26 protein-coding genes and 1 tRNA gene are annotated in these 25,609 nt (G+C 50.7%); 13 read left to right on the plus strand and 14 right to left on the minus strand.

What is annotated here, in order from left to right:
- Nucleotides 1-99: 99 nt before the first annotated feature.
- The 11 genes from flgJ to HUK38_RS06230 all read right to left on the minus strand — a co-directional run bounded on the left by flgJ (nucleotide 100) and on the right by HUK38_RS06230 (nucleotide 9,983).
- On the minus strand, nucleotides 100-1,122 hold the full coding sequence (flgJ, locus tag HUK38_RS06180; RefSeq protein WP_182583454.1) for a flagellar assembly peptidoglycan hydrolase FlgJ: 1,023 nt from the start codon (nucleotides 1,120-1,122) through the stop codon (nucleotides 100-102).
- Between the two features lie 36 nt (nucleotides 1,123-1,158).
- Nucleotides 1,159-2,259 (minus strand): flagellar basal body P-ring protein FlgI, encoded by a 1,101-nt coding sequence (locus HUK38_RS06185; protein WP_202985516.1) that lies wholly within the window; start codon nucleotides 2,257-2,259, stop codon nucleotides 1,159-1,161.
- Between the two features lie 189 nt (nucleotides 2,260-2,448).
- A complete protein-coding gene (flgH, locus tag HUK38_RS06190) occupies nucleotides 2,449-3,138 on the minus strand; it encodes a flagellar basal body L-ring protein FlgH (protein WP_238787495.1) in 690 nt (229 codons plus the stop codon).
- Nucleotides 3,139-3,207: 69 nt separating this feature from the next.
- Nucleotides 3,208-3,999: a flagellar basal-body rod protein FlgG gene (gene flgG, locus HUK38_RS06195; protein WP_182583457.1), complete on the minus strand. Its 792-nt coding sequence runs from the start codon at nucleotides 3,997-3,999 to the stop codon at nucleotides 3,208-3,210.
- A gap of 59 nt (nucleotides 4,000-4,058) precedes the next feature.
- On the minus strand, nucleotides 4,059-4,799 hold the full coding sequence (gene flgF / locus HUK38_RS06200) for a flagellar basal-body rod protein FlgF (protein WP_182583458.1): 741 nt from the start codon (nucleotides 4,797-4,799) through the stop codon (nucleotides 4,059-4,061).
- A gap of 111 nt (nucleotides 4,800-4,910) precedes the next feature.
- Nucleotides 4,911-6,245: a flagellar hook protein FlgE gene (flgE, locus tag HUK38_RS06205; protein WP_182583459.1), complete on the minus strand. Its 1,335-nt coding sequence runs from the start codon at nucleotides 6,243-6,245 to the stop codon at nucleotides 4,911-4,913.
- Between the two features lie 51 nt (nucleotides 6,246-6,296).
- Complete coding sequence (locus HUK38_RS06210; protein ID WP_182583460.1) at nucleotides 6,297-6,968, minus strand: flagellar hook assembly protein FlgD; 672 nt, start codon at nucleotides 6,966-6,968, stop codon at nucleotides 6,297-6,299.
- A gap of 160 nt (nucleotides 6,969-7,128) precedes the next feature.
- A complete protein-coding gene (gene flgC / locus HUK38_RS06215; protein ID WP_182583461.1) occupies nucleotides 7,129-7,551 on the minus strand; it encodes a flagellar basal body rod protein FlgC in 423 nt (140 codons plus the stop codon).
- A gap of 18 nt (nucleotides 7,552-7,569) precedes the next feature.
- On the minus strand, nucleotides 7,570-7,983 hold the full coding sequence (gene flgB, locus HUK38_RS06220) for a flagellar basal body rod protein FlgB (RefSeq protein WP_182583462.1): 414 nt from the start codon (nucleotides 7,981-7,983) through the stop codon (nucleotides 7,570-7,572).
- A gap of 229 nt (nucleotides 7,984-8,212) precedes the next feature.
- Entirely contained in the window at nucleotides 8,213-9,025 is an 813-nt protein-coding gene (locus HUK38_RS06225; protein ID WP_182583463.1) for a protein-glutamate O-methyltransferase CheR, read from the minus strand.
- Nucleotides 9,026-9,053: 28 nt separating this feature from the next.
- Nucleotides 9,054-9,983: a chemotaxis protein CheW gene (locus HUK38_RS06230; RefSeq protein ID WP_182583464.1), complete on the minus strand. Its 930-nt coding sequence runs from the start codon at nucleotides 9,981-9,983 to the stop codon at nucleotides 9,054-9,056.
- Between the two features lie 163 nt (nucleotides 9,984-10,146).
- Between HUK38_RS06230 and HUK38_RS06235 the strand changes: the two genes are divergently transcribed.
- The 6 genes from HUK38_RS06235 to HUK38_RS06260 all read left to right on the plus strand — a co-directional run bounded on the left by HUK38_RS06235 (nucleotide 10,147) and on the right by HUK38_RS06260 (nucleotide 16,710).
- Nucleotides 10,147-12,207: an N-6 DNA methylase gene (locus tag HUK38_RS06235; RefSeq protein ID WP_182583465.1), complete on the plus strand. Its 2,061-nt coding sequence runs from the start codon at nucleotides 10,147-10,149 to the stop codon at nucleotides 12,205-12,207.
- 89 nt (nucleotides 12,208-12,296) lie between these two features.
- On the plus strand, nucleotides 12,297-12,974 hold the full coding sequence (gene pyrE, locus HUK38_RS06240; protein WP_182583466.1) for an orotate phosphoribosyltransferase: 678 nt from the start codon (nucleotides 12,297-12,299) through the stop codon (nucleotides 12,972-12,974).
- 128 nt (nucleotides 12,975-13,102) lie between these two features.
- On the plus strand, nucleotides 13,103-13,732 hold the full coding sequence (ssb, locus tag HUK38_RS06245) for a single-stranded DNA-binding protein (protein WP_182583467.1): 630 nt from the start codon (nucleotides 13,103-13,105) through the stop codon (nucleotides 13,730-13,732).
- Between the two features lie 23 nt (nucleotides 13,733-13,755).
- A complete protein-coding gene (rfbD, locus tag HUK38_RS06250) occupies nucleotides 13,756-14,655 on the plus strand; it encodes a dTDP-4-dehydrorhamnose reductase (RefSeq protein ID WP_182583468.1) in 900 nt (299 codons plus the stop codon).
- A 216-nt stretch (nucleotides 14,656-14,871) separates the two neighbouring features.
- Nucleotides 14,872-15,936: a class II fructose-bisphosphate aldolase gene (fba, locus tag HUK38_RS06255; RefSeq protein ID WP_182583469.1), complete on the plus strand. Its 1,065-nt coding sequence runs from the start codon at nucleotides 14,872-14,874 to the stop codon at nucleotides 15,934-15,936.
- A gap of 177 nt (nucleotides 15,937-16,113) precedes the next feature.
- Nucleotides 16,114-16,710, plus strand: coding sequence for a Maf family protein (locus HUK38_RS06260; RefSeq protein ID WP_182583470.1), 597 nt, complete (start codon nucleotides 16,114-16,116; stop codon nucleotides 16,708-16,710).
- 73 nt (nucleotides 16,711-16,783) lie between these two features.
- Here the strand turns inward: HUK38_RS06260 and HUK38_RS06265 are convergent, their stop codons facing one another.
- Complete coding sequence (locus HUK38_RS06265) at nucleotides 16,784-17,527, minus strand: hypothetical protein (RefSeq protein ID WP_182583471.1); 744 nt, start codon at nucleotides 17,525-17,527, stop codon at nucleotides 16,784-16,786.
- A 96-nt stretch (nucleotides 17,528-17,623) separates the two neighbouring features.
- Complete coding sequence (locus HUK38_RS06270; RefSeq protein WP_182583472.1) at nucleotides 17,624-18,079, minus strand: Rrf2 family transcriptional regulator; 456 nt, start codon at nucleotides 18,077-18,079, stop codon at nucleotides 17,624-17,626.
- A gap of 265 nt (nucleotides 18,080-18,344) precedes the next feature.
- On the opposite strand from HUK38_RS06270, the gene HUK38_RS06275 reads away from it, so the two are divergent.
- From HUK38_RS06275 to HUK38_RS06300, 6 genes are all read left to right on the plus strand, one after another.
- On the plus strand, nucleotides 18,345-19,094 hold the full coding sequence (locus tag HUK38_RS06275) for a YebC/PmpR family DNA-binding transcriptional regulator (protein ID WP_182583473.1): 750 nt from the start codon (nucleotides 18,345-18,347) through the stop codon (nucleotides 19,092-19,094).
- On the plus strand, nucleotides 19,094-19,711 hold the full coding sequence (ruvC, locus tag HUK38_RS06280) for a crossover junction endodeoxyribonuclease RuvC (protein ID WP_182583474.1): 618 nt from the start codon (nucleotides 19,094-19,096) through the stop codon (nucleotides 19,709-19,711). The genes HUK38_RS06275 and ruvC overlap by 1 nt, the downstream gene beginning before the upstream one ends.
- Nucleotides 19,708-20,322: a Holliday junction branch migration protein RuvA gene (gene ruvA / locus HUK38_RS06285; RefSeq protein WP_182583475.1), complete on the plus strand. Its 615-nt coding sequence runs from the start codon at nucleotides 19,708-19,710 to the stop codon at nucleotides 20,320-20,322. Before ruvC ends, ruvA begins: the two co-directional genes overlap by 4 nt.
- A gap of 99 nt (nucleotides 20,323-20,421) precedes the next feature.
- Complete coding sequence (locus tag HUK38_RS06290) at nucleotides 20,422-21,549, plus strand: DUF1015 family protein (protein WP_182583476.1); 1,128 nt, start codon at nucleotides 20,422-20,424, stop codon at nucleotides 21,547-21,549.
- Nucleotides 21,550-21,566: 17 nt separating this feature from the next.
- Nucleotides 21,567-22,949 carry a cysteine--tRNA ligase gene (gene cysS / locus HUK38_RS06295; RefSeq protein WP_182583477.1) on the plus strand — a complete coding sequence of 461 codons (1,383 nt, stop codon included), beginning with the start codon at nucleotides 21,567-21,569 and terminating at the stop codon, nucleotides 22,947-22,949.
- Nucleotides 22,950-22,965: 16 nt separating this feature from the next.
- The gene (locus tag HUK38_RS06300; RefSeq protein ID WP_238787496.1) at nucleotides 22,966-23,814 is read left to right on the plus strand and encodes an RMD1 family protein; all 849 of its coding nucleotides are present in this window, start codon (nucleotides 22,966-22,968) and stop codon (nucleotides 23,812-23,814) included.
- A 75-nt stretch (nucleotides 23,815-23,889) separates the two neighbouring features.
- Here HUK38_RS06300 and HUK38_RS06305 read toward each other — a convergent pair.
- Nucleotides 23,890-23,964, minus strand: a tRNA-Glu gene (locus tag HUK38_RS06305).
- Nucleotides 23,965-23,980: 16 nt separating this feature from the next.
- Here HUK38_RS06305 and pcnB point away from each other — a divergent pair.
- A complete protein-coding gene (pcnB, locus tag HUK38_RS06310) occupies nucleotides 23,981-25,399 on the plus strand; it encodes a polynucleotide adenylyltransferase PcnB (RefSeq protein ID WP_182583492.1) in 1,419 nt (472 codons plus the stop codon).
- The last annotated feature ends 210 nt before the right edge of the window (nucleotides 25,400-25,609 follow it).

Here is a 25,609-nt window from a genome sequence, read left to right on the forward strand (position 1 = left end):
TCGCGTGTCAAGTAGTGCCACCCAGTGAAATAAGAAGGTGGCGTAATTTTGTTCTGTTTTTAATTCAATAAATCATTCAGTACGAATGACAACAGTGTATTATCCAGTCGGTTGTTTATTCGGTGTCATGGCAACTGGGCCGGGCGCTTGTGATGACTTGGCTAATAAACTGTGCATTTGGTCATAAATGCCTAAAATTTTAGCGGCGTAACTCGGATCCGTGGCATAACCAGCGCGTTGTAATCCCCGCACGAATTCTTGACTGTTATTGCTAGTTAATGCGGTGCGGTAGCGCGGATTGACTTGTAAAAAATTGACGTAATCAATAAATGAATCGGCGGGGCTGTCATACGCTCGAAAACGCGCTTGTTCACGTCGAGCGGCGCCGCCGCGAAATTCGAGCGTCCCGACCGAAACGTAATCGCCTTCCCAGCGGCGGTCGGCTTTGATACCAAATAAGTTATAACTGCTGCGCCCGTCACCGCGCCGTGGCACATGCCGTCCCCAACCCGTTTCCAGTGCGCTCTGCGCCAGCAAAATCATCGGATCCATGCCCAATTTTTCGCCGGCGGCTTCGGCTTGCGGCAGCAACACGCGGACAAAATCCGCATTGGTGCGCGGCGGCCAATCGCCCGCTTGTATCGGCGGCGGCGGCTGACCAGTTGACACGCGGCGGGTTGCACTTGTTTGATTTGCACCACTGTTGGCATCTGGCGACAACTCAAGCCGCCGCATCGGGCGCAGCGACGAATTCCGCTCTGGCATTTTCAACTGTCGCGCCGATGCCGCTGTCTCACTCCCGACACTGCCGCCCAACTGCCGCATCAACGCCTGCCGAATTCCCAACCCCTCGCCCTGTTCACTCGTCACCCGCGCCATTTCCTGATCTTGCAAATCCTGATACAGCTCGGTTTGCGGCGAATCGAACATGCCGGAACTGATTGAACTCGACGCAGCGCGCATTTGTTTGAGCATTTGCCCGACCAGCAAGGCTTCAAAAGCGCGGGCGGCAGCTTCCAATCCCGCCTGATCGCCGGCGCGAGCGGTCTGGCGCAGTTGGTGCAAACCCGACGGATCGGCGGCGAGGGCGTGATTGGTGCTGGGTAATTTGGGCGGTAACATGGCGGTAAATTGCGGTGAGATGAGCGACGATAGCCGCTAGATCACAACCAGTTCGGCGCGCAAAGCCCCGGCTTCGCGCAGGGCTTCGAGAATGGCAATCAAATCACCGGGGGCGGCGCCGACCTTGTTGACTGCTTGCACGATTTCGTCGAGCGACGTGCCCGGATCAAACAAAAACATGCGGTTTTTGTCTTGCGCGATGGCAACATCAGATTGTGGCGTCACGGCGGTCTGCCCACCGGCGAACGCATTCGGCTGCGACACGGCGGGATTTTCCGAAATTGTCACGGTCAAACTGCCGTGCGTCACCGCGGCTGGCAACACGCGCACATTGCCGCCAATCACAATCGTTCCCGTGCGCGCATTCACCACCACTCGCGCTGCCGGCATTCCCGGTTGCACTGGCAAGTTTTCTAATGCCGCGACAAAGGCCACGCGATCACTTGAATCTAATGGCGCCCGAATACGCACCGATCCACCATCAATAGCGCGGGCGACATCGGCACCGAAATTATTATTAATCACTTCAGTTAAACGATTAACTGTGCTGAAGTCCGGGCGATTCAGATTTAATACCAATCCATTCGTATCGGCGAATGGACTTGGCACTTCACGTTCAACGGTTGCGCCATCAGGAATCCGCCCGACACTCGGGATATTCACTGTAATACTGCTGCCGTCTTTACCCTGCGCACCAAAGCCACCGACAATTAAATTGCCCTGCGCTAACGCATAGACTTGACCATCCGCACCCTTTAATGGCGTCATTAATAACGTGCCGCCGCGCAGACTTTTTGCATTGCCTAATGATGAAACCGTCACATCAAACCGCTGCCCAGTTTTAGCAAAGGGCGCTAAATCGGCCGTCACCATCACCGCCGCCACATTTTTTAATTGCGGATTCACCCCCGGCGGTAAGGTCACGCCTAATTGACCTAACATGTTTTTCAAACTTTGAATGGTAAAAGGCGTTTGCGTGGTGCGATCACCTGTTTCAACTAATCCCACGACTAAACCATAACCAATTAACTGATTATCACGCACCCCGGCAAAGGTGGCTAAATCTTTAATACGTTCTTGACCCGGCGCCCCGGGCACGATGTTATTGCCCGCATTCATTGGTGGCGTGACTAACATCAGTAATAAAGTGGTGAGTGTGGCAACGCCAGCGTGAATGCGCAACGGTGTCAAACATGGCAGCTTGTTCATGGGAAAACTCCAAACAGAAAACCGACTATTGAATGCGCTGGCTAATTGCAACCACCACCGCAACCGGGGGTTCTTAATCCACATTGTTCATTGATAACCAATTCTGTGATAACCGATTTACAGTGGCATTAAAGGACTGGCAAAAAAGCGCGTCAACCAACCCATCGTATTACTCTCAGCAATGGTGCCAGTACCACCATAACTGACTTGTGCATTGGCAATTTGCGTCGAGCGCACACTATTATCTGCGCCAATATCAACTTGCCGCACAATCCCGCGCAAGCGCACAAACTCTTTACCCTGATTAATCCCTAACCATTTCTCACCCTGCACCATTAAATTGCCGTTGGATAATACTTCGGCAACGGTCACGGTGATTTGTCCATCTAATTGATTGCTTTGGGTTGAATCACCAGCGCCATCAAACGCATTCTGTGATTCGGCCGTCGCACCTAATAATGAAGTGCCGCTGGTACTCACCGGCCGGCCAAAGATGTCAATCCGCGAAACATCCATATTTAAGCTGCTATCCTTTGCCACTGAGGTCGCCGCTGATTTGCGCGCATCGGTGCGTTCTACTAATAACACGGTTAATAGATCGCCCACCCGCCGCGCTTTATAATCTTCAAATAACGCCGTACTTTGCGCCGGTTGAAAAATCGCGCCATTATTAAATGCTTGTGGCACTGGTGGCTGGGGTGGCACGGGTAAATGTTCAGCAGAATCACCAGGTTTAGTTAGCAGTGTTTGGCAACCCGCGAGTAACGTAGTTGTCAACAGCATTAAAGCAAAGCGGGATGCGTTCATTAGCATTACTCACGATTTGGTTGGAAAAATCATTGATAAACAGGTCGTTAACCAAGTCACTTATTACACTTAACGTGCTAAGTTATTATTCGCAAATTGCAACATTTGATCGGCAGCGGCCAGCACTTTTGAATTGGCTTCATACGACCGCTGTGTTTCAATCATATTCACCAACTCTTCAGCAATATTGACGTTACTGGTTTCCAACATGCCTTGCATGACCGTACCAGTTCCATTAATACCAGGCGTTGATTCTTGCGCGGCACCCGAGGCAGCGGTTTCTAAAAACAGATTCTCGCCCATTGGTTGCAAGCCGGCGGGGTTAATAAAATCGGCTAATTGAATATTGCCCAATTCCTGCGGTGCGGCTTGATTCGGTAATTGCGCAGTCACCGTGCCATCTTTACCAATTGCAATAGACAAGGTGCCTTCGGGAATCGTTAAACCTGGTTGTAATGGATAGCCATTCGACATCACCACTTCACCATCAGAATTGATTTGAAAACTGCCGTCGCGGGTATAGCCAATATCGCCACTCGGTAATAAGATTTGGAAAAAACCGCGCCCTTCAATCGCAACATCTAAAGAGTTTTCGGTTTGAACTAAATTGCCCTGACCAAAGAGTTTTTCGGTTGAAACAGTGCGTACACCAACGCCGAGCATCAATCCCGATGGTAATTGCGCATCTTGTGTCGCTTGCGCACCGGGTTGACGTACTGTTTGATAAATTAAATCTTCAAAAACCGCCCGCCCTTTTTTATAGCCAGTCGTATTGACATTGGCGAGGTTATTTGACACCACGGCCATGCGGGTTTGTTGCGCATCTAAGCCAGTTTTTGCAATCCACAGCGCCTGATTCATCTGTTCCTCCGGCGGTTTCTATTCATTTTCTATTCAGATTTATTCAGGTGATAGCCGGATTAGCTGATGCCCAGCAAACGGTTATCGGTTTTCGCTAAATTGTCAGCAGCACTCATCATTTTGACTTGCGTTTCATAATGACGAGATAATTCAATCATGCGCGTTAAGGCTTCAACGGTATTCACATTACTGGTTTCTAACATGCCGGTGACAATACGCACATTGGCATCTGCGGCCACAGCGGCGCCATCACGAGTGCGAAATAAACCATCTTCACCGCGTTCTAAATTGGCGGTCGGTGGATTGACTAACCGCAGCCGATCTAGCGTGGCAAGTGCATTCGGTGCCGCACCCAATGGGCGAATAGAAATCGTGCCATCCCGTCCAATCACAATCTTTTCCGCCGGCGGAATTGTAATTGGACCGCCATCACCTAATACCGCTTGTCCATCAGTCGTTCTTAATGCACCGTTGGGGTCAATTTGTAATTCACCAGCGCGGGTATAAACTTCCCCGCCATTTAATGCTTGTATTGCAAAAAAACCGTCGCCTTGAATAGCAACATCTAAATCACGTCCTGTTGCCTGCAATGTCCCTTTTGCAAAGTTAATTGGCTCATCACCGTTTTGTACAAAATCGCGGGTGGGATAAACTGGGCCACGCAATTCCCGCGTATAAGCAAAGGTTAATACCTGACGGAATCCCGTCGTATTGGCATTGGCTAAATTATGATTATTAACAGCTTGGGCATAGAGGCTTTCTCTCGCACCTGACATTGCAATATAAAGCGCACGATCCATGACGGCTGTCCTGTGAAAAAACGAATATTAAAACTAACAATAAATAAGCAATTTAGCTGCCACCACCACCGCATTATGCAATCAATACGGTGGGGTGACTGTGCCAGTTAACTATCTGAGGTTAATAATGGTTTGAGCAATGGTGTCGGCGGTGGAAATGGTTTTCGCATTCGCTTGGAAGTTGCGTTGCGCGGTAATTAAATTGACCAATTGCGTTGATAAATCAACATTGGAACTTTCTAATGCACTTGATTCAATGACGCCTAAACCGCCGGTCATTGCCGCACCATACGCAGGATCACCTGATGAATAGGTTTCCGCCCAGCAATTGTCGCCAAGTTCTTGTAATCCTTGTGGATTTCTGAATTGCGCTAATGCAACCTGACCGAGTACCAGCATTTGACTATTGCTAAAGCGCGCCGTGACAACACCGCTTTGGTCAACATTGACGCCAGTTAAATAACCCGAGGTGTAACCGTCTTGATTCATTTGACCAACGGCATAAGAAGTACCAACTTGGGTTGAACTGGTGAAATCAAGAAACGCATTGAACTGTGCCGCGCCGTTATCGGTGAAAACAGCGCCGGGGTAATTAACTGGAATACCTTGATAAGCCGCATCCGTAATTAGTGTGCCATCGACTGATTCAAGATTGCCATTGACATCAAAGGTTAATACCGCTGGTCCACCAGTTCCGGTTGCATCTGTGACCGGACTTAAACCAGTTGCTGGATCAAGTTGACTCATTCCAACATACACATTCCAATTTAATGGCGCGGCGGGGTCTTTCACAAAATACATGGTGGCGGGGCGCGCAATTCCCTGTGAATCATATAAATTGACTGAAGTAGAAAAGTTGTATGAATCAGGGTCCGGTTGGGTTTGTACTGCCGGATCAGCATAAGCAAACCCTTCCCATGCGACCGTTGGTGCTTCGGCAATTGATTGCAAATTAACAATGGCTTCAATTTCAGTCGTGGCATTTGCAGGTGAAGTGCTTTCTGCAACCCGAACATCATCTAATAAACTGTCAAAGGTCGTTTCGGGATTGGTGCGATCCGCCGGTTGAAAACCTTGAATACGTTGACCACTAGAATTGACCATATAGCCGTCTAAATCTAATTGAAATTCCCCGGCGCGGGTATAGGCAATCGTATCATCGGGATTATTCACAATGAAAAACCCATTGCCGCTGACGGCTAAATCCAAACTATTCTGGGTCATTTCAATTGACCCTTGATTGAATTGCTGCGCACTGGTCAACAAGCGCACGCCACTACCAATCGCGGTTTGCGGATTGGCATTGTATGATTGCGCAAATAAATCACCGAATTCGGCCCGCGATTCTTTAAAGCCTGTGGTGCCAACATTGGCGATGTTATTGCCAGTGATGCGCAAATCTGCGGCGGCGGCATTTAATCCACTCAATCCGATATTTAAAGGCATTGTCTTTTCTCCTGTTGCGTGGTCGCTGCATGAACAGCGAATAAAAGTGAATTAACTGACGCGCCGCACATCAGCTAGATTAATGACGCCGGCGCCGGCAATACTTAATTGTAAATTGCCATCCGTACTCACTGCGACGCTATCCACCCGCGCATTCAGACATAATTTAATTGGCGCGGTGCTGCCACTATCTTGTGCGGTAACGGTGAATTGATAATCACCCGGCGGGGCGGGGGTATTATCACTGCGCAATCCATCCCAGCTAAAATCATTCAACCCGGCGGGTAAATTGCCCAATTCAATTCGATCAATCAATTGCCCAGTGCTATCGGTGACATCAACGTTGACACCGGTGGCCGTGGCGGGTAATTCGACCGCCCCACTAATGGTTTGACCTTCGACCAGCGGTTGACTATCCATTGGCACCAAGACTTGACTGCCGACTAAACTCGCCGCTTGCAATGTTTGATTTTGGCTCAAGGTTTGCGCGAGTGAATCAAATGATTTACTTAAACTTTCAATCCCAGTTAAACTTGAAAACTGCGCCATTTGGGCAATAAAATCGGTGTTTTCCATTGGTGCGAACGGGTCTTGATTAGACAATTGCACTGTCATTAATTTCAAAAAATCCGATTGCCCCAAGTTTTGACTATTATTGACTTGATTCACTTCTGGGCGATATAAACCCAATCCTTCTAATGTACTGGCAGAGAATTGTGACATGGTGATAAATCCTCAAAATGCGGTTTATTAAGTTAGCGGAGACAGGCGGTTTGTTTTAATAACTTGACAAGCGGTGGGGGAGTATTTCATCACCCCGCCGATGTATCGGGCGGGGTGCATGGTGAGTGGTCATTCAATTAAATTATCAGTGCCGGTGCGTTTAACTGGCCGCACCAATTTGTAAAGTACGCTGCAATAATTGCCGCGTGGTATTCATCACCTCGACGTTGGCTTCATAGCTGCGCGAGGCGGACATCATATTGGCCATTTCTTCAACGACGGTAATCGCTGGTCGAAAGATATAGCCCTCTTCATTGGCTAATGGATGATTTGGTTCATAATAGGGAATGGCTTTGGCCGGTGAATCAACAACCTGTGCAACGCGCACCGGCATTGCCGCTCGGTCGGGATCAGCTTCATCTAATACGGTTTGAAATAACACCTCCTTTGGTTTATAGGCATCGTCGGCAGTGCGGGTGGCAACATTGGCATTCGCCAAATTAGATGCGACGGTATTAAGACGCACGGATTGCGCTAATAACGCCGAGGCGGATGTATTAAAAATGCTGAAAATATCGCTCATGGGTTCATTCCTTGACGGTTATTCCGAGCGCATTGCAGCGCGCAGCCCCGCCACTTTGCGGGTTAAAAATTCCAAACTGCTTTGCATTTGCATGGCGTTTTCAGCAAAGGCCGCGTGTTCCAGCTGCGGATCAACCGTGTTGCCATCCAGTGACGGTTGCGCGGGAACGCGGTAGAGCTTCTCGTTTTCATACCCTTCGCCCACGCCGGCGTCGTGGAGGTGACGGGCTTGGGTGCGGATCAACGGTAGCGGTGGGATGCCACTGATTTCGCCCTCGGCGGCGGCGAGTTCACGGCGGAAGTCAATGTCACGCGCCTTGTAATTGGGCGTGTCGGCGTTGGCTAAATTGGAGGCGAGAAAATCCAGGCGGCGGGCGCGGATTTTGACGGCCGACGGGTGGATGCTGAGTGCGCGGTCAAGGGAGAGGCTCATCACAGTACTCCTCAAATTGAAATCGTTATCGGGTGTGAAGCAACCGATATGCCAAATTGAGGACAGCGGGCGGTTAACAGTGGGTAACTGTTGAGAAAATCACAGGATTTTTAATTTGCGCGCCTGACCGAGTGGCGCAAAACTGCGCAGGTCAAGTTAAACGCGGGGGAGGGGACGCGGTGACGGATTCCCGCCACTACACCGGACATGGCGGGCTAACGTTGGGATGTTACAGGCGACGTAGCACCGTTCCTTGCGGCAGACGGCGGGTTTCAAACTGTTTGGTGTAGGAGGCGGCCGATTCTGAGGCGCCGATAAACAAGTAACTGCCCGGCTCTAGTTGCTTGGCGATACTGTCAAAAACTCGTCGTTTGGTGTCGGCGGAAAAATAGATCAGCACGTTGCGGCAAAACACGATGTCAAACTTGCCCAAGCTGGCGTAAGACTCCAACAGGTTGAGTTTTTGAAAGCGCACCCGCCGCTGGATATCCGGTTTGATTTGATGACCATGGGCGGTGCGGGTGAAAAATTTGTCGCGCCGGTCTTGAGTTAACCCGCGCACGATGCTTAACCCGTCATACAGCCCGGTGCGCGCATCCGTCAAAATACTCTCCGACAAATCGGTGGCGATGATGCTGACATTGGCATTTTTAGGCGGAAAACTGGCTTCCCACTCGCTCACCGCCATCGAGATACTGTATGGCTCTTGACCGCTGGAGCAGGCGGCGGACCAGATGCGGATCGCCCGGCCGTTGGTGTGTAACTCGGGTAACAGCGTGTGGCGCAGAATTTCAAACGGGTAGATGTCACGAAACCACGACGTCTCATTCGTGGTCATGGCGTCAATCACGCGGGCTTTGAGCGTGGGATTGTTGGAACTGCGCAGCGCGTGGAGCAGGTCTTCGACGCTTTTGAAGGAAAAATCTGTCAGCAAGCGCGACAGGCGACTAGAGACTAGATATTGACGATTGGCGCCTAAGACCAATCCACAACACTCGGTCAGAAAGCGGGAAAATTCAGCATAATCAGTCGCATCTATCACGGCGTTACAGCCCCTCAGTGTCAATAAATCAGTCGTCACTGACATGTTTGAGAACAGTGTTAGCAAGTTCGTCGGGGTCAAATTTGGCCAAAAACGCATTCGCCCCGGCGCTGCGTACCAAGTCTGCATTAAATTGACCACTCAGCGACGAGTGCAGCACGATCTTGAGGGTGCGTAATTTCTCATGCTCGCGGATGCTGCGCGTTAGAGTATAACCATCCATGCGCGGCATTTCGATGTCGGAAATAATCAACGAAAATGCCGCCGCGGTCTCATCGCCAGAATCAACCAGTTCCTTGAGGTACTCAAACGCCGCTCGACCGTCCGGACGAGTTTCGACCTCAAATCCCATGTCGGTCAAACTGCGTTCAATTTGTTTGCGCGCCACCACCGAGTCATCCACCACCAATACCCGTTTGGCGCCATATTTCCCCTGAGCGCGACGTTGTATTTCTTTTGAAATGCCGGCTTTAGCGGGATTAATCTGGGCAAATACGCGCTCGACATCGATGATTTCGACCCAGTGGCCGTCCACGTCGGTGACGGCGACTAGGTAACTTTCATGGCCAGTGCCACGCGGCGGCGGCTTCACTTTTTCCCAGGTGACGTTGACAATCCGCTCTACGCCCGACACCCAAAAACCCTGCACCGAGCGGTTGAACTCGGTCACAATCACTTTGGCGTCCTGAGCGGTTGCCAGTTCGGTTTGTGACGGAAAGCCGATTGCGCGTGCTAGGTCAATAATCGCCACCGTTTGTTTACGGATGGTTGCCACGCCGCAAACAATGGATGCTGCGCCGGGTAATTGCCGCAAGATCGGGCGGGCAATGACCTCGCGTACCTTAAACACATTGATGCCGAATGTCTGCTTGCTACCCAGATGAAACAGCAGCAACTCCATCCGATTCTGACCGACCAGACGAGTACGCTGGTCAATATCGTCAATAAGCTGACTCACATCTCCTTCCTCCCAACGCCGACGATGTTGAGTACAACAGCATGATAGCCTAGCACAGATGAGTGCGGTCGTTGTTTTGTTGTCAGGCGTGACGCGAATGATGTGGTTTATCATCTCACCGCATCCGGCACATTAGTCGGACATATTATGATTGATTTATGCTATGAATCCGTCTCAACATCACGCGCAATCATCACACCTGACGCCCGCATCTCTATTGCCGCCTACGTTGCCGCAATTCCATCAATTGCACCCCAGCAATCAATTAACCACCATTTTCGATCACTGCCACCAATACATTTATGCCAACGAAGGTTTACTCAAAACCAGCATTTTTCACGAATTAGTCAAGCTCTTATTATTAAAATTATACGATGAACAGCACCACTCAAACGCACTTAGCTTTGGCATCACCGCTAACGAATATCAAGCAGTTTCAACACAACAACCGAATACTTTTTTACCGCGCTTAACCGCATTATTTAATCAGGTACAACGGTGCTATGCGCAATTCATTCCGGCACATACCGCCAGTCGTTTCACACCACTGACATTGGCGTATGTGGTCAATCAATTACAATGGCTCAATCTCACGCAAACCCCGGGCGATATTAAAGGCAGTGCATTTCAAACCTTAATTCACCGCCACCAACGCAGCGAGCGCGGCGCCTTTTTTACACCGCCGCCGGTCGTGCAATTGGCAATTGCGTTAATTGATCCGCAACCGCACGAACGCATCATTGATCCAGCCTGCGGCAGCGGGGGCTTTTTAATTGCAGCACTCAACCATCTCACCCAACAGTCATTGCCGACCTTTAATCGCACCAAGTATATTCAACACTGTTTAATGGGCATCGAGTTTAATCCCGATGTCGCCCAAGCCGCACTCCTACGCTTATTATTTGAAGGCGGCAGCGGCTCAGAACTCATCTGCGCCAACAGCCTCATTGGACTTGAAAATCAATACAACCAATTTGATTTAGTATTGACCAACCCGCCCTTCGGCAATAAAGGCAAGGTGACAGATCGCACAATTCTACGCCCTTATCAATTAGCTAAAAAATGGCAGAAAGTAAATGACACCTGGCAACCAACTCAATATGAATTAAGCGGGCAAACGCCGGATGTCTTATTGCTCGAACAATGCGTCAATCTATTACGTCCCGGCGGGCGCTTGGCAATTATACTGCCGGATGGTTTATTGCAAAACAATTCTCATGCGCCAATGCGGGTGTGGTGGCGGTCACACATGGATATTTGCGCGATCATTTCATTACCACAAGAGACCTTCGTTCCCTACGGTACCAGTATTAAAACTTCGTTAATAATTGCCCAAAAACGGCCGACTCATCGTGCGTATTGTTTCATGGCACGGATTAAACACATTGGTTACACGGTGAAAGGACAGCCGTGTTATCAACGCGATGCGCACGGACAGATCATTCAAACCGCGGCCGGTTCACCGCTCATTGACAGCGATATTAATACGATTGTTCATGCGTTCACTGCATTCACCAACGATCAGTCCATTGCCGACGATGACCGCCATTTTGTTGTCACGCAAACTGCCATAACTTCACGATTAGACGTGGAATTCTATTTGCCTAGCGGTCAACACTTATTGCATCAGTTAATCAACGCAGGCGCCCAACCATTAAGTGAATTCGTGCAATTTGTCACCAAAGCAGATTCATTTCGTTTCACCGCCGCCGGCACAATTCGTTATATTGCAATTGCCGATGTGGATTATCGCACCATGCAAGTCATTCGCCAGCAACTATTAAATGTGTCTGATGTGCCGTCTCGCGCAACGTATCGCTTATGTGAAAATGATATTATCGTTGCAATTGCTGGTGCAAATACCGGTAGCCCGCGTCAAGCCACCGCGTGGATTGGTGCTGACGCGGCGGGTGCTATCTGTTCTAATGGCTTCGCCGTATTGCGCGCCATTCACGATATTGAACCGCTGTTTTTATTAGCGTATATGCGGACTGCGACCTGTTTACGTCAAATAAAACGCTTGGTCACCGGCCATGCAATTCCCGCCATTGCACTGGATGATTTGGCAACCGTATTGGTACCAATTCCGCCGGTTGCTGAACAACGCCGGATCGCTATGTTAATTGCGGACATGCAACGACAGCAGCGCATTTTATTAATGACGGGTGAACAGGTGATTCAGGCGACGCAGCATCTGTTGACGGCGCAGTGTCGAGTTGTTTAATCAGGCGTTGCCGACTTTACCACCATTTATAAAAACAGCAGGACAACTTTGATTAGTCCCGCAATTTAATCCATAAAGGGCGCTTTCTTTTGAATAATTTAAACAAACAATCCCATGCTTTTCTCCGCTTTGCCATTGATGCAGGTGTATTACGCTTTGGCAATTTTACTTTAAAATCTGGGCGACAAAGTCCCTACTTTTTCAATGCCGGTTTATTTCACACCGGCGCTCAGATTGCACAACTCGGGCGCTATTATGCGGCGACGCTGGTCAGCTCAACATTGAATTATGACATGCTCTTTGGTCCAGCGTATAAAGGCATTCCATTAGCAGTGGCGACGGCTATCGCATTAGCCGAACAGCATGGTTATGATGTGCCGTATGCGTTTAATCGTAAAGAAACTAAAGATCACGGCGAAGGCGGGCAAATGATTGGTGCGCCATTAAGTCGCCGCGTGTTAATTATTGATGATGTAATGACGGCGGGGACGGCGGTGCGTGAGGCGGTCAATTTAATTGAAGCGGCGGGTGCAAAACCGGCGGGGGTGATTATTGCATTAGATCGCGGTGAACGGGGTTATCGGCATTCATCCGCAGTTAATGAGGTGCAAACGCAATTCGGTATTCCAGTCGTGAGCATTGCTCATATTCGGGATTTAATTCAGTTATTACGCGAGCCGAGCGCGGCGCATTTTGCTGATGCTGCTACGCGGGCGGCGCTGCTTGATTATTACCGTACGCATGGCGTTGACTCGTTAGCAGATTAAACTGATTGGCTTGCGCAATCATCTAATCCGCTGTTTTCACTCGGCACTGTGAATGATTTCAGTGCGTGATGTGTCAAGGTGTTGTATAATGATAAATCACGATTAATTAAATGAGAGGGAGGCGTTGTATGGCAACACGCGGTATCAATAAAGTAATTCTCATTGGACATTTGGGCAAGGATCCCGACGTGCGCTATTTTCCCAGCGGCGATGCGGTGGCGAATTTCAATCTCGCCACCAGTGAAGCGTGGAGAGATCGTAATACCGGCGAGCTACAGGAGCGAACTGAATGGCATCGTGTCGCCATTTTCGGCAAAGCTGCTGAGGTGGCTAAACAGTATTTGCGCAAGGGTTCAAAGGTGTATATCGAAGGCAAGCTGCGCACCCGCAAATGGCAGACGGCTGATGGGCAGGATCGCTACACCACCGAGGTGGTGGTGGACATCGGCGGCACGATGCAGTTGCTGGACTCGCGCTCAAGCGGCAGCAGTGAGTTTGAGGCGTCGGATCAGTTCACCACGCCACCGCCGCCGTATGCTGCGCCCGTGCAACCTGCGCCACCGCCGGTGCAACCTGCGCCACCGCCGGTGCAATCAGCGCCTGCGCCAGTGCAACCTGCGCCTGCGCCAGCACCACAGTCTGCTTACGGTCGCCATCTCGATCCCAACTTCACTGATGCCACGCCCGTCCCACCGCTACCCACTCGTCAGCCCATGACCAGTGAGGCGGCGCCGTTTGATGACGATATTCCGTTTTAACGCGATGACTGAGCAGTTTTGACATGACAAATTCAAATGTTCCACGCATTTTGTTAATTGGTTCGGACGGGCAGGTCGGCTGGGAATTGCGCCGCAGTCTGGCCACCGTCGGGCAAGTGATCGCCGCCTCACTCACCGGACAAGAGGGGCCGGCGGTGGATTTATCCCAGCCGGACTCGGTACACCAGTTATTTGACGCCACCGCGCCGGATGTCGTGGTCAACGCGGCGGCGTACACGGCGGTTGATCGCGCCGAAACCGAGCCTGAGCTGGCGCTGGCAATCAACGGCACGGCGGTGGCGATCATGGCGGAACGGGCGGCCGCTCGCGGCATTCCGGTCGTGCATTACTCGACCGATTTCGTGTTTTCGGGCGACACCGATCATCCCTACCGCGAGGATGACGAGCCGCAGCCGTTGAACGTGTACGGGCAGACCAAGTTGGCGGGTGAGCGGGCGCTGCTAGATTCGGACGCGCCGGCGCTAATTTTCCGCACCGCGTGGGTCTATGGTGTGCGCGGTAACAATTTTCTGCTAACCATGCGGCGGTTGTTTCGTGAACAGAGCGAGTTGCGCGTGGTCAACGATCAATTCGGCACCCCGACCTGGAGTCGGCTGTTGGCGGAGGTCACGGCGCAGATTCTCTACCGCGTGGTGCAGGGCGAGCTAGACATGGCGCGGGTGCAGGGGCTGTATCATGTCACCAGCGCCGGCGCCACCTCGTGGTTGAGTTTTGCCGAAGCGATCCGCGATTTGAGCGACGCTGACTGTCGGCTGCTGCCCATCGCCAGCGCCGATTACCAAGCACCAGCGCGGCGGCCGGCGTATTCTGTACTTGATACCAGTCGCTTCCGCACCACATTTGGGCTAACCCTGCCCGACTGGCGGCACTCGCTGGCGCTGTGTTTGGCCGATTTACGCTGATTTGCCGTACAATTGGCGGCGCGTGATGGATCAAATAATCACTCACCCGCCGTTATTCACAACGGTTCATTAGACTGGTTTCATTCGTATTCGCGCCGGCACATGACCAACTGAATTGGTTTAACCGACTGATTTAACCGATTCACGCACTCATCAACGGCGTGTTTTTCACCCGCGCATCATGCGCTTTTATTGATTAGATAGGACTGTATCCCAATGGCTTTAATCTCAATGCGTCAAATGCTGGATCATGCGGCTGAATACGGCTATGGTGTCCCGGCATTCAATGTCAATAACTTAGAACAAATGCGCGCTATTATGGAAGCGGCGGATGAAACGGATTCCCCCGTCATCGTGCAAGCCTCCGCTGGTGCGCGTAAATATGCGGGCGCCCCGTTTTTACGCCATTTAATTCTCGCGGCAATTGAAGAATGGCCGCATATTCCCGTGTGTATGCACCAGGATCATGGCACCTCCGCCGCCGTCTGCCAGCGGTCCATTCAATTGGGCTTTAGCTCAGTAATGATGGACGGTTCATTAGGCGAAGATGGCAAAACCCCCACCACTTATGAATACAACGTGGATGTCACCCGCCGCGTGGTGGAAATGTCTCATGCCTGCGGCGTCTCCGTTGAAGGTGAATTAGGCTGCTTGGGTTCATTAGAAACGGGGCAAGCCGGTGAAGAAGATGGTATTGGCGCCGAAGGCACGCTCGATCATAGTCAATTATTAACTGACCCCGAAGAAGCGGCCGATTTCGTGAAAAAGACCGGCGTTGATGCGCTGGCAATTGCCATTGGTACGTCACACGGCGCTTATAAATTCACCCGCCCACCGACTGGCGACATTTTAGCCATTGAACGTGTCAAACAAATCCATGCGCGTATTCCCACCACTCATTTAGTCATGCACGGCTCATCCTCCGTGCCACAAGAATGGTTAAAGATCATTGACCAATTCGGCGGCAATATGGGCGAAACCTATGGTGTGCCAGTTGAAGAAATCGTGGAAGGCATTAAAAACGGCGTACGCAAAGTCAATATTGATACCGATTTGCGCATGGCCTCCACTGGTGCAATTCGCCGCGATTTAGCGCAAAATCCTAAAAACTTTGATCCACGCAAATACTTCATTGCCGCCACTAAAGCAATGAAAGAGATTTGCAAAGCGCGCTATGAAGCATTCGGCACGGCGGGCAATGGGTCTAAAATTAAAGTGCTGTCATTAGAAGTGATGACAGCGCGTTATACCAAAGGCGAGTTAGACCCGAAAATCAATTAAGCACCACTTGATGCTGTCATGTGCCGCTGATTGAAATTAACCATTAGCGGCGATTAAAAACGGGAGTGTTCGCACACTCTCGTTTTTTTATAGTTGTTTTAACCGTTAAAATCAACCAGTTGATCGTTACCACGCGCCCGCCTGAGAACGGATCAAATACAATTTTAATCAGCTGTTATGACTAAATCTCCCCCGCTTATTCTCGCTTCGACCTCACCCTATCGGCGTGATTTATTAACACGATTGCGGCTACCATTCACCACCATTGCGCCGCAAGTAGATGAACAACCATTGCCAAATGAATTACCTCACGCATTGGTGCAACGGCTTTCAATTGCCAAAGCCCGCGCAGTTGCTGCCCAATATCCGACCGCGTTAATTATTGGATCGGATCAGGTGGCGTGTTTAGACGGGCAAATCATTGGTAAACCTGGTGAGCGCGAGGCGGCGATTGCGCAATTAACCCAAGCGTCCGGGCGCATGGTGGAGTTTTTAACGGGATTGTGTTTAATGAACGCGGCAATGGGTGAATCTCAATACTACTGTGAATCATCCCGCGTCTATTTTCGTGCGTCCAGCACCGCTGATATCATTGCTTACGTTGATCGTGAGCAACCGTTTAATTGTGCCGGCAGTATTCAATCGGAAGGGTTAGGCATTGCGTTATTTGAGCGGTTAGAAAGCGATGACCCGACGGCGTTAATTGGCTTGCCGTTAATTCGTCTGGTGAGTTTCTTACAGGCGGCGGGTTACAACTTGTTTGATGCGGATTGATGATGATTGTATTCAACCCAAGGCGCGCATCTTTGCATGTTGCAACCCGTTTATGACTGCCGTGTTAATCGGTTTAATAGCGCCGCGATGCTTGATCCGCGCTAATCACTTGATAATCACGGCATTGGGGTGAACTCTCTTGGCGCCGCCCAGCGCGATCATAATAAACCACGCAGCCATTATTAAAAGTCACTTCGGTTTCGCCGCGCCGATTAGTCACGATTTGCGGTGATTCATTGCGGGTGTGGTCGCGCCAACCACGATTATCACGCCAATCGCGGTCTTCATTCTCAGAACGCCGCTCGCGGAAATGCGCCGCTGCGGCTTGATCTGCGCGCCGCCGATCCTGTGGGCTACAGCGCCCTTCAGTGCCAATTAAATTACCGCGCCGATCATAAGATAAACGACAATTACCGGACATTTGAATATCCACTTCACCGCGCCGCCGGGGAATAATAGTTGGTTCACCGCGCCGTTCATCATTCGGTCGTTCATCGCGCCATGGATGAGCCATTGGCCGCGGCCCGCGATAATGCGCATTAACAACCCGCCGCCGTTTTATTTCACACGTCCAGCGGTGTTTTTCACCGGCAATTTTCGTTTTGCCTTGCACTTGATAATGCTTTTCACTATCCATCAATTGCACCGCATCGGTCTCGCGGATGTCTGTTAAACCGTATTCACTGCGGACATGATTTTCACAATCGCGTTCGGCATCACCAGTATCATAAGCGAGCGCAATATTAGGTGATGCGAATGCCACTATCAATGGAATGCCGTATTGCAACCAGCGGTAATTGTTTATCTGTTTATTCATAAATGCACGATTCTCAACTCAGTTAGGTCAGGTCGGTTAAAAAAGCCTTTTAATATTGCCACGATAGCGCCAACATTCGCAAGTATTGATGCTTGCTCACTCGGCTTGTAATTCGCTGATGAGCGCGTGGTGGCACCGGTAGCCATTATGACCCTTACGTTTCACCAGATCATCCAGCGAAATATCACTCAAAAATGAAAAGATTTGATCGCTCAATTGTTCCCACAGCGCATGGGTTAAACACCGGCGGCCATTATGACAATCACAGCCGCCATGACAGCGGGTGAATTCCACCCATTCATCTACTGCGCAAATCACATCGGCAATTGAAATCTCGTCTGCGGGTTTGCCTAAATGATAACCACCACCCGGACCACGAATACCATACACCAGATTTTTAGCACGCAGCGCGGCAAATAATTGTTCTAAATACGATAATGAAATGCCTTGATTATGCGAAATATCGGCTAATGTTATTGGTCCTTGTTCGGCGTGTAATGCTAATTCTAACATTGCCGTGACGGCGTATCTGCCTTTGGTGGAAAGTCTCATAAGTGTAGCCTGACCGACGTGGGTGATGATGCGATGATTTTGTAACGACTAATTAAGTTGCAAAGCGCGCATTATCAAGAAAGCCACGCAAATTATTTTACTGAATACGCATCAAACAGCGGTGCGGGGTAAAATCACTGGCGGAATAACATAAAAACCGCTGGCGCCGCGCTGGCGTTTTTCACCGTTGTATAATAGTAACAATCGGTTATCATTAGCACGTTCCAACAGTATTTTTAACCACTCTCACGGTTTAGGAATTAACATGGCAGGTCACAGTAAATGGGCGAATATCAAGCATCGCAAAGCCGCGCAGGATAAAAAACGCGGCAAAGTTTGGACAAAATTGATTCGGGAAGTTACCTTATCCGCCCGCGCCAGCGGTGGTGATCCGTCCGCCAATCCACGCTTGCGTTTGGCGATGGACAAGGCACTCGCCGCCAACATGCCCCGCGACACCATTGATCGCGCCATCAAACGCGGCGCCGGCAGCGATGATGCCGAAAATTATGAAGACATCCGCTATGAAGGCTACGGCCCCGGCGGCGTCGCGGTGATGGTGGACTGCATGACCGACAACCGCAATCGCACCGCCTCCGAAGTGCGCCACGCTTTCACCAAATATGGCGGCAACCTCGGCACCGACGGCTCAGTCGGATATTTGTTTACCAAACAAGGGGTTATCAGCTTCCAACCCGGCACCAGCGAAGATGCCGTGATCGAAGCCGCCCTCGACGCCGGCGCGGATGACGTGGTGGTCAACGAGGACAACTCGCTCGACGTGATTACCGCGCCGGACGTGTTTGCCACCGTCTGCACCGCCCTGAGCGCGGCCGGATTAGATACCAGCGTCTCCGAAGTCAGTTATAACGCCGCCGTGCAAGTGGCGCTCGACCGTGACCACGCGGAAAAATTGCTCAAAATGATTGATTTACTTGACGATTTAGACGACGTGCAAGATGTGTATCATAATGCCGACATCAGCGACGATCTCATGGCGGAATTGGACGCCTGATGTCGGATGAACGCGACACTGTCGTTAAACTGCCGCAGTTGCAACTCTGCCGCATTCTCGGCGTTGACCCCGGGTCACGCTTCACCGGTTTTGGCATTCTCGACAGCGATAAACAGCGCAGTCGTTACATCACCAGCGGCTGCATCCGCGTTGATGACCAACCGTGGCCACAACGCCTCCTGTCGTTATTTGACCACATCGCCGCCCTCATTACCGACTATCAACCGCAAGAATTGGCCGTTGAGCAACTGATTTTTGCGCGTGATCCGTCCGCCGCCCTCAAACTCGGGCAGGCACGCGGCGCGATCCTGTGCGCGGCGCTCAAAGCGGGCTTGACCGTGCAAGAATATAGCCCCAAGTCGGTCAAGCTCGCGGTGGTTGGCACGGGAAATGCTGAAAAAACGCAGGTGCAACACATGATGCGGGCGTTGCTGGCGCTGCCGACCACGCCCGGCGCGGATGAAGCCGACGCGCTCGCCATCGCGCTGTGCCACGCCCACTCGCGTCAATTGACGACGGGGCAACGGGCAACGGCATCATGGCGTGATTTTCGCCCGCCGACCAATTCAATTGTTAATCAATCCAATTCAATGCCTACCGCCATTAAAAAACCATGATCGGGCGCTTGCACGGACAATTACTGATTAAACAACCGCCCTGGTTATTAATTGATGTTAATGGCGTTGGCTATGAAGTTGAAGCGCCGTTATCGGTGTTTTATCATTTACCAGCGGTGGGCGAGCGCGTGACCTTATTGACGCATTTATTAGTGCGTGAAGATGCGCAGTTATTATACGGTTTTTTGCACGATTCCGAGCGCAGTTTATTTCGTTTATTGTTAAAAGTCACCGGGGTTGGGGCGCGCTTGGCATTAGTGATTTTATCGGGCATGACGGCGCAGCAATTCGCTCGCTGCATTGCGTTGGAAGATGTTAATAGCTTATGTCGCCTGCCCGGGATTGGGCGTAAAACCGCGCAGCGCTTGGTGATTGAATTAAAAGAACGCTTGGCGGCATTAGAGCCGGCCGTCTTCGCGGCCATTGATTCACCAACCCCGCACAGTGCCGCAGCCATTGCATCTGATCCATTAACCGATGCCACCAGCGCGCTCATTGCATTGGGCTATAAACCCGCCGATGCACAGCGCATGATTCAACAAGTGCATAGCGACGGCATGACCACTGAGGCGCTATTGCGGGCGGCATTGCGGACAATTGCACCGAATTGATTAGATCAATCACACAGGGCGCCGCGCCGAACAAATCTGCAATAAACGCCCGCCCCGCCGGGCAATTCACTATTCCGCGATCATTAGACACATTACCGCATGTCATCATTGCCGTCGCTCATTGCACCCTTTCATGCCGAGCGCCCATCACCTGCATCTGCCGCCGCGATTTTAACTGCGTTAAATCTGAATACGGCCGCGTCAGTTCATTCAGATCAACTCCCGCAGTTATTACACCACTGGCGCAGTCAAGATCAATTGCGCTGTGATGATTACTTGAGTTACAGCATTTACCGTTTGAATCATGGTCAGCAGCAACAAACCGGGCTGGTATTTGCCGCGTCATTAACGGCGTATCACACCGGTCGTATTCGCCGTCACGAATTAACACTCGCCGCTGGCGTCGCCGCGCACCGTGCGCATTTAATGGCAGCGCAGACGCAATCTAATCCAACGCTCTTATTACATCCTCCCACCGCGTCAATTGATTTATTATTGTCCACCATTGCCGATACCACCGCGCCGTCGCTCGATGTCATGACCGCTGATCGGGTGCGTCATCAATTATGGAACGTGGCTGATCCAATGCACATTGCGCAATTGACAGCCGCCTTTAATCATTTACCGTATTTAATGATTGCAGACGGCCATCATCGCACCGCAGCAATGGCGGAGTTAATAGCAAATGATGCAGCAGGCGAGCGGCGTTTTTTAGCCGTGAGTTTTCCCGCCGCGCAGTTGCGTATTCACGCCGTGCATCGGTTATTAAATGGGTTTAATGATATGAGTAATAGGTTTTTATTAGCGCAATTACGCGAATTGGGGCAATTGACAGCGAGTGCGCAGCCGTTGCAACCGCGCAACACCAACGAATTGGGTGTGTATTTAGCGCAACAGTGGTATCGGTTGGAACGCCCGGCAGTTGCTGATTCACGCGAGCCGCTGGCGGCGCAGTGGTTGCAAGATACTGTTTTAACGCCAGTTTTTGGCATCAACGACCCAAGTCACGACTCGCGTCTCACCTATCAAGCGGGCGCGGCGGCTGACCTGATGGCGGCGGTGGACAGCGGGGCGATGCGCGTGGCGGTGACGCTTCACCCGCCGAGCGTGGCGGACGTGTGCGCGCTGGCAAAATGCGGTGTTACCATGCCACCTAAATGTACTTGGTTCACACTCAAACCGGCCGCGGGTTTTATTAATCTGCGCCTCAACGACTCTTTTATTTGAATTGTCATTAAAACATCATGCTTAAAATTTATAATAGCTTAACACGTCGTAAAGATGTCTTTGTTCCCATTATTCCCGGTGAAGTCCGCATGTATGTCTGCGGCATGACCGTTTATGATTATTGTCATTTAGGTCATGCGCGGGTGCTGGTGGTATTCGACACCGTGTATCGTTATTTGCGGCAATTGGGATATGAAGTGATTTATGTGCGTAATATTACCGACATTGATGACAAGATTATTCAGCGCGCCAATGCCAGTGGTTTAACGATTGATGATTTAACCACGCGCTTTATTCATGCCATGCACGAAGACGCTAGTGCATTAGGGATTTTACCGCCGTCATTAGAACCGCGAGCGACCGCGCATCTTGACCAAATTATTGCGATGATTGCCAAGTTAATAGAAAAAGGTCACGCTTATTGCGCAGAAAATGGCGATGTGTATTACGCGGTGAATAGCTTTGCGAATTACGGGAAATTATCGGGTAAAGCCCTATCTGATTTGCGCGCCGGGGCGCGGGTGGAAATTGATGAAGGCAAGCGTGATCCACTCGATTTTGTGTTATGGAAAGCGGCAAAACCGGATGAACCTTATTGGGATTCACCCTGGGGCATAGGGCGGCCGGGCTGGCATATTGAATGCTCGGCAATGTCAACGCATTGTTTAGGCAATCATTTTGATTTACATGGCGGCGGTGCTGATTTGCAATTCCCGCACCATGAGAATGAAATTGCCCAAGCGGAAGGCGCCACCGGTGAACCCTTTGTTAATGTGTGGATGCACAATGGATTTGTGCGCGTGAATGAAGAAAAGATGTCGAAATCACTTGGCAATTTCTTTACCGTGCGCGAGATTTTAACCCGCTATCGGGCGGAAGAAGTGCGCTATTTCATTCTGTCTAGTCATTACCGCAGCCCGCTGAATTATAGCGATGAGCAATTAAATGCGGCGCGGGCGGCATTAACCCGTTTATACACGGCATTGCGCGGCTTGCCGGATGATATTGAACCGCTGGGCGGCGAATCATTTCGAGCGCAATTCAAAATGGCGATGGATGATGATTTTAATACGCCAGACGCGCTCGCGGTGTTATTTGAATTAGCGCGGGAGATTAATCGCGCCAATCAAACGGATCGTGAATTGGCAATTAGCCTCGGTGCTGAATTACGAGCGTTGGCTGGGCAATTAGGTTTATTACAAGAACGTGCCGAAGACTATTTGCGCGGCACTATGACCGATGGCTTAAGTGATGCCGAAATTATTAACCTCGTTGCCCAGCGCGATGCCGCCCGGCGCAACAAAGATTGGCATGAAGCCGATCGCCTGCGGGATGAATTGCAATTAAAAGGCATTATTTTAGAAGATGGTGCGAGCGGGACGCAATGGCGGCGGGGTTAAATGGTGACGGTGTGCGTTGTATAAAAATCGTATTGGTAGCGAGCGTGATCGCATGTCTATTTTACCATTCCAATCTGACTGTTCCGAATTAAAAGCGCGAGCGTTTTTACTTGGGCATTATTTAGACCTCCGCCGTCTGGATCAATTCGAGCCGCTGGCGACTAATCCAGTGGTGGTGGCGGTGTCAAAGCACGGCTACGCGGTGCTATTGCGCTCAGGTGCGGTCGTGTTATTTGGCGTTCATTCAGATGATGAAGCGCAGTTCATTCAAAAACTGCGCACGTTGGTTAAAGAACCGCTCGACCGTACTGAGCATGAAGAATTGATTTTGATGATTGATGCCGAGCGGGTTGAGGGGATTGAACGCGAGCGGTTAATTTTAATCAATACCGACATTGCACGGTTGCAAGTCATTGCCGATATTTTGGGTAAAAGTGTCTTATTAGCCGAACAGGAGGCGCGGGTGGCGGCGGCATTTGATCGCATTGAACCCTTAGCGAATCATTTACAACAGGTTGGTCGTGGCGGCAGTGATGCGCGCACGTTAATTCGCCATATTGGTGAGGCGTTGGCCATTCAACAGGACATGGTGGGGCGCGGTGAAGTGGGTGATAAACCGGAAGTGATTTGGGAACGGCCGGATTTAGAACGGCTGTATCTCAATTTAGAAGCCGAATATGAAATCCGCGAACGGCAATTGGCGCTAGAACGTAAATTGGCATTGATTAGCGATACGGCCGCGACCTTGCTGGATTTATTACAAAATAAACGCAGCCTGCGGGTTGAGTGGTATATCGTGATTTTAATTGTGGTGGAAATTGCATTAACGCTGTATGATTTATTCTTTCATGCCGCGTCAACCTAACGCGCCAGCGGTGAATTGCAATCAATTAAAAACGGGAATGAAAACGGCGGCGGGCGGCAATGCGCGCAATTGAATTGGCGCTCCCTAGGGGATTCGAACCCCTGTTACCGGCGTGAGAGGCCAGCGTCCTAACCGCTAGACGAAGGGAGCAGTTTTCTTGGCGACAATGGCGTATTATACGCGGTTTAGTTTTACTCTCAAGCCACATTTGTCACCTCCTGCTGCCAGTTCTAAAAGTCGTTTGCAATCAATCACTTCACCCACGCCACACATCATCCCACGCCCGGCGCATTCGCTCTCGCGTGCCAATATCAGCCCCAATGCGCTGCGCGTCTTGTATCGCCTGAAACAAAGCGGCTACGCGGCGTATCTGGTCGGCGGCGGCGTGCGCGACCTGCTGCTCGGGCATGAACCCAAAGATTTCGACATCGCCACCGACGCCACGCCCGAGCAAGTGCAAGCGGTATTCCGCAATTGTCGCCTCATTGGGCGGCGATTTCGCCTCGCGCACGTCGTTTTTGGCGATGAAATTGTCGAAGTCGCCACTTTTCGCGGCGGCGGCGGTCAACAATCGCTGGAATCGCCGCGCAATGAAGCCGCAACCCACGGCCGCCGAATTGAAAACGGCATGATCGTGCGCGATAACATTTACGGCAGCATTGCCGAAGACGCGCTGCGGCGGGATTTCACCATCAATGCCATTTATTACAACATTGATGATTTTTCATTAGTTGATTACACCGACGGCTTGCGTGATCTAAACGCCGGTTATTTGCGTTTAATTGGTGATGATCCCAGCGCCCGCTATCGAGAAGACCCCGTGCGAATGCTGCGCGCCGTGCGTTTTATTTGCAAATTGGGCTTCATTTTCAATCCCGCTTGTGAAGCGCCGTTATTTCAACTTGCGCCCTTATTACGCGACGTATCGGCCGCACGGTTATTTGAAGAAGTATTAAAGTTATTTCACGCCGGTTACGCGCTACCCGCCTTTGAAAAATTGCGGCATTATGGATTATTTGCCGAATTATTCCCCGCCACTGATGCCTGTTTAGCGCAAGAAGAAGAAGGGTTTCCAATTACTTTTGTTAATCGTGGATTAGCCAATACCGACGCTCGTTTGCAAAGTAATAAACCCGTTGCGGTGTGTTTTTTATTTGCATTGCTATTATGGCCACCCGTGCGGCAGCGCTATCAACGCCTACTCACGGCCGATCATGCGCCAATGGATGCAATGGCGCAGGCGACGGCGGATATTGCCAATCAACAACAGCAGCGCGTGGCAATTCCGCGCCGTTTTGGGCTACCAATGCGGGAAATTTGGACATTACAACCGCGTTTTGAACACCAATACGGCAAACGAGCAACGCTATTACTCGGACATCCGCGCTTTCGTGCCGCCTATGACTTTTTATTACTCCGCGCCGCCGCCGGTGAAATAGAAGCCATTGCGGTAGCGGAGTGGTGGACGCGGTTTTATGAAAGCAGTCAAGCCGAGCGGGCGAAAATGATGACACCGCGTAAAAAACCACGGCGGCGGCGGCGCTCAACTACTGAAAAACCCATTGGTGAATTGGACGAAGAATAAACGAGCAGGGCGCAATTGGATTTATAATGATTGTATTTCATTAAATCCTAATTGGTAGAGCGCCGCATTTTAATAGGCTCAACTGCACAAGTTCAATATCAAAAACCAACTAAAATTTCTCGCTTCATTTGAAATGACAGGCGCATCTCTCGAAATAAAAACTATTTCCTTTGAATGGGCTAAATCACGACTAATCAATCAGGCTAAATA

The organism is Thiospirillum jenense, from assembly GCF_014145225.1.
Taxonomy (GTDB): Bacteria; Pseudomonadota; Gammaproteobacteria; order Chromatiales; family Chromatiaceae; genus Thiospirillum; species Thiospirillum jenense.

Bases quoted from the DNA above. Each gene is read 5' to 3' on its own strand.
- flgJ (WP_182583454.1), bottom strand. From the start codon at position 1,122: ATGTTACCGCCCAAATTACCCAGCACCAATCACGCCCTCGCCGCCGAT.
- HUK38_RS06185 (WP_202985516.1), bottom strand. From the start codon at position 2,259: ATGTTAGTCACGCCACCAATGAATGCGGGCAATAACATCGTGCCCGGG.
- flgH (WP_238787495.1), bottom strand. From the start codon at position 3,138: ATGAACGCATCCCGCTTTGCTTTAATGCTGTTGACAACTACGTTACTC.
- flgG (WP_182583457.1), bottom strand. From the start codon at position 3,999: ATGAATCAGGCGCTGTGGATTGCAAAAACTGGCTTAGATGCGCAACAA.
- flgF (WP_182583458.1), bottom strand. From the start codon at position 4,799: ATGGATCGTGCGCTTTATATTGCAATGTCAGGTGCGAGAGAAAGCCTC.
- flgE (WP_182583459.1), bottom strand. From the start codon at position 6,245: ATGCCTTTAAATATCGGATTGAGTGGATTAAATGCCGCCGCCGCAGAT.
- HUK38_RS06210 (WP_182583460.1), bottom strand. From the start codon at position 6,968: ATGTCACAATTCTCTGCCAGTACATTAGAAGGATTGGGTTTATATCGC.
- flgC (WP_182583461.1), bottom strand. From the start codon at position 7,551: ATGAGCGATATTTTCAGCATTTTTAATACATCCGCCTCGGCGTTATTA.
- flgB (WP_182583462.1), bottom strand. From the start codon at position 7,983: ATGAGCCTCTCCCTTGACCGCGCACTCAGCATCCACCCGTCGGCCGTC.
- HUK38_RS06235 (WP_182583465.1), top strand. From the start codon at position 10,147: ATGAATCCGTCTCAACATCACGCGCAATCATCACACCTGACGCCCGCA.
- ssb (WP_182583467.1), top strand. From the start codon at position 13,103: ATGGCAACACGCGGTATCAATAAAGTAATTCTCATTGGACATTTGGGC.
- rfbD (WP_182583468.1), top strand. From the start codon at position 13,756: ATGACAAATTCAAATGTTCCACGCATTTTGTTAATTGGTTCGGACGGG.
- fba (WP_182583469.1), top strand. From the start codon at position 14,872: ATGGCTTTAATCTCAATGCGTCAAATGCTGGATCATGCGGCTGAATAC.
- HUK38_RS06260 (WP_182583470.1), top strand. From the start codon at position 16,114: ATGACTAAATCTCCCCCGCTTATTCTCGCTTCGACCTCACCCTATCGG.
- HUK38_RS06265 (WP_182583471.1), bottom strand. From the start codon at position 17,527: ATGAATAAACAGATAAACAATTACCGCTGGTTGCAATACGGCATTCCA.
- HUK38_RS06270 (WP_182583472.1), bottom strand. From the start codon at position 18,079: ATGAGACTTTCCACCAAAGGCAGATACGCCGTCACGGCAATGTTAGAA.
- HUK38_RS06275 (WP_182583473.1), top strand. From the start codon at position 18,345: ATGGCAGGTCACAGTAAATGGGCGAATATCAAGCATCGCAAAGCCGCG.
- ruvC (WP_182583474.1), top strand. From the start codon at position 19,094: ATGTCGGATGAACGCGACACTGTCGTTAAACTGCCGCAGTTGCAACTC.
- ruvA (WP_182583475.1), top strand. From the start codon at position 19,708: ATGATCGGGCGCTTGCACGGACAATTACTGATTAAACAACCGCCCTGG.
- HUK38_RS06290 (WP_182583476.1), top strand. From the start codon at position 20,422: ATGTCATCATTGCCGTCGCTCATTGCACCCTTTCATGCCGAGCGCCCA.
- cysS (WP_182583477.1), top strand. From the start codon at position 21,567: ATGCTTAAAATTTATAATAGCTTAACACGTCGTAAAGATGTCTTTGTT.
- pcnB (WP_182583492.1), top strand. From the start codon at position 23,981: ATGGCGTATTATACGCGGTTTAGTTTTACTCTCAAGCCACATTTGTCA.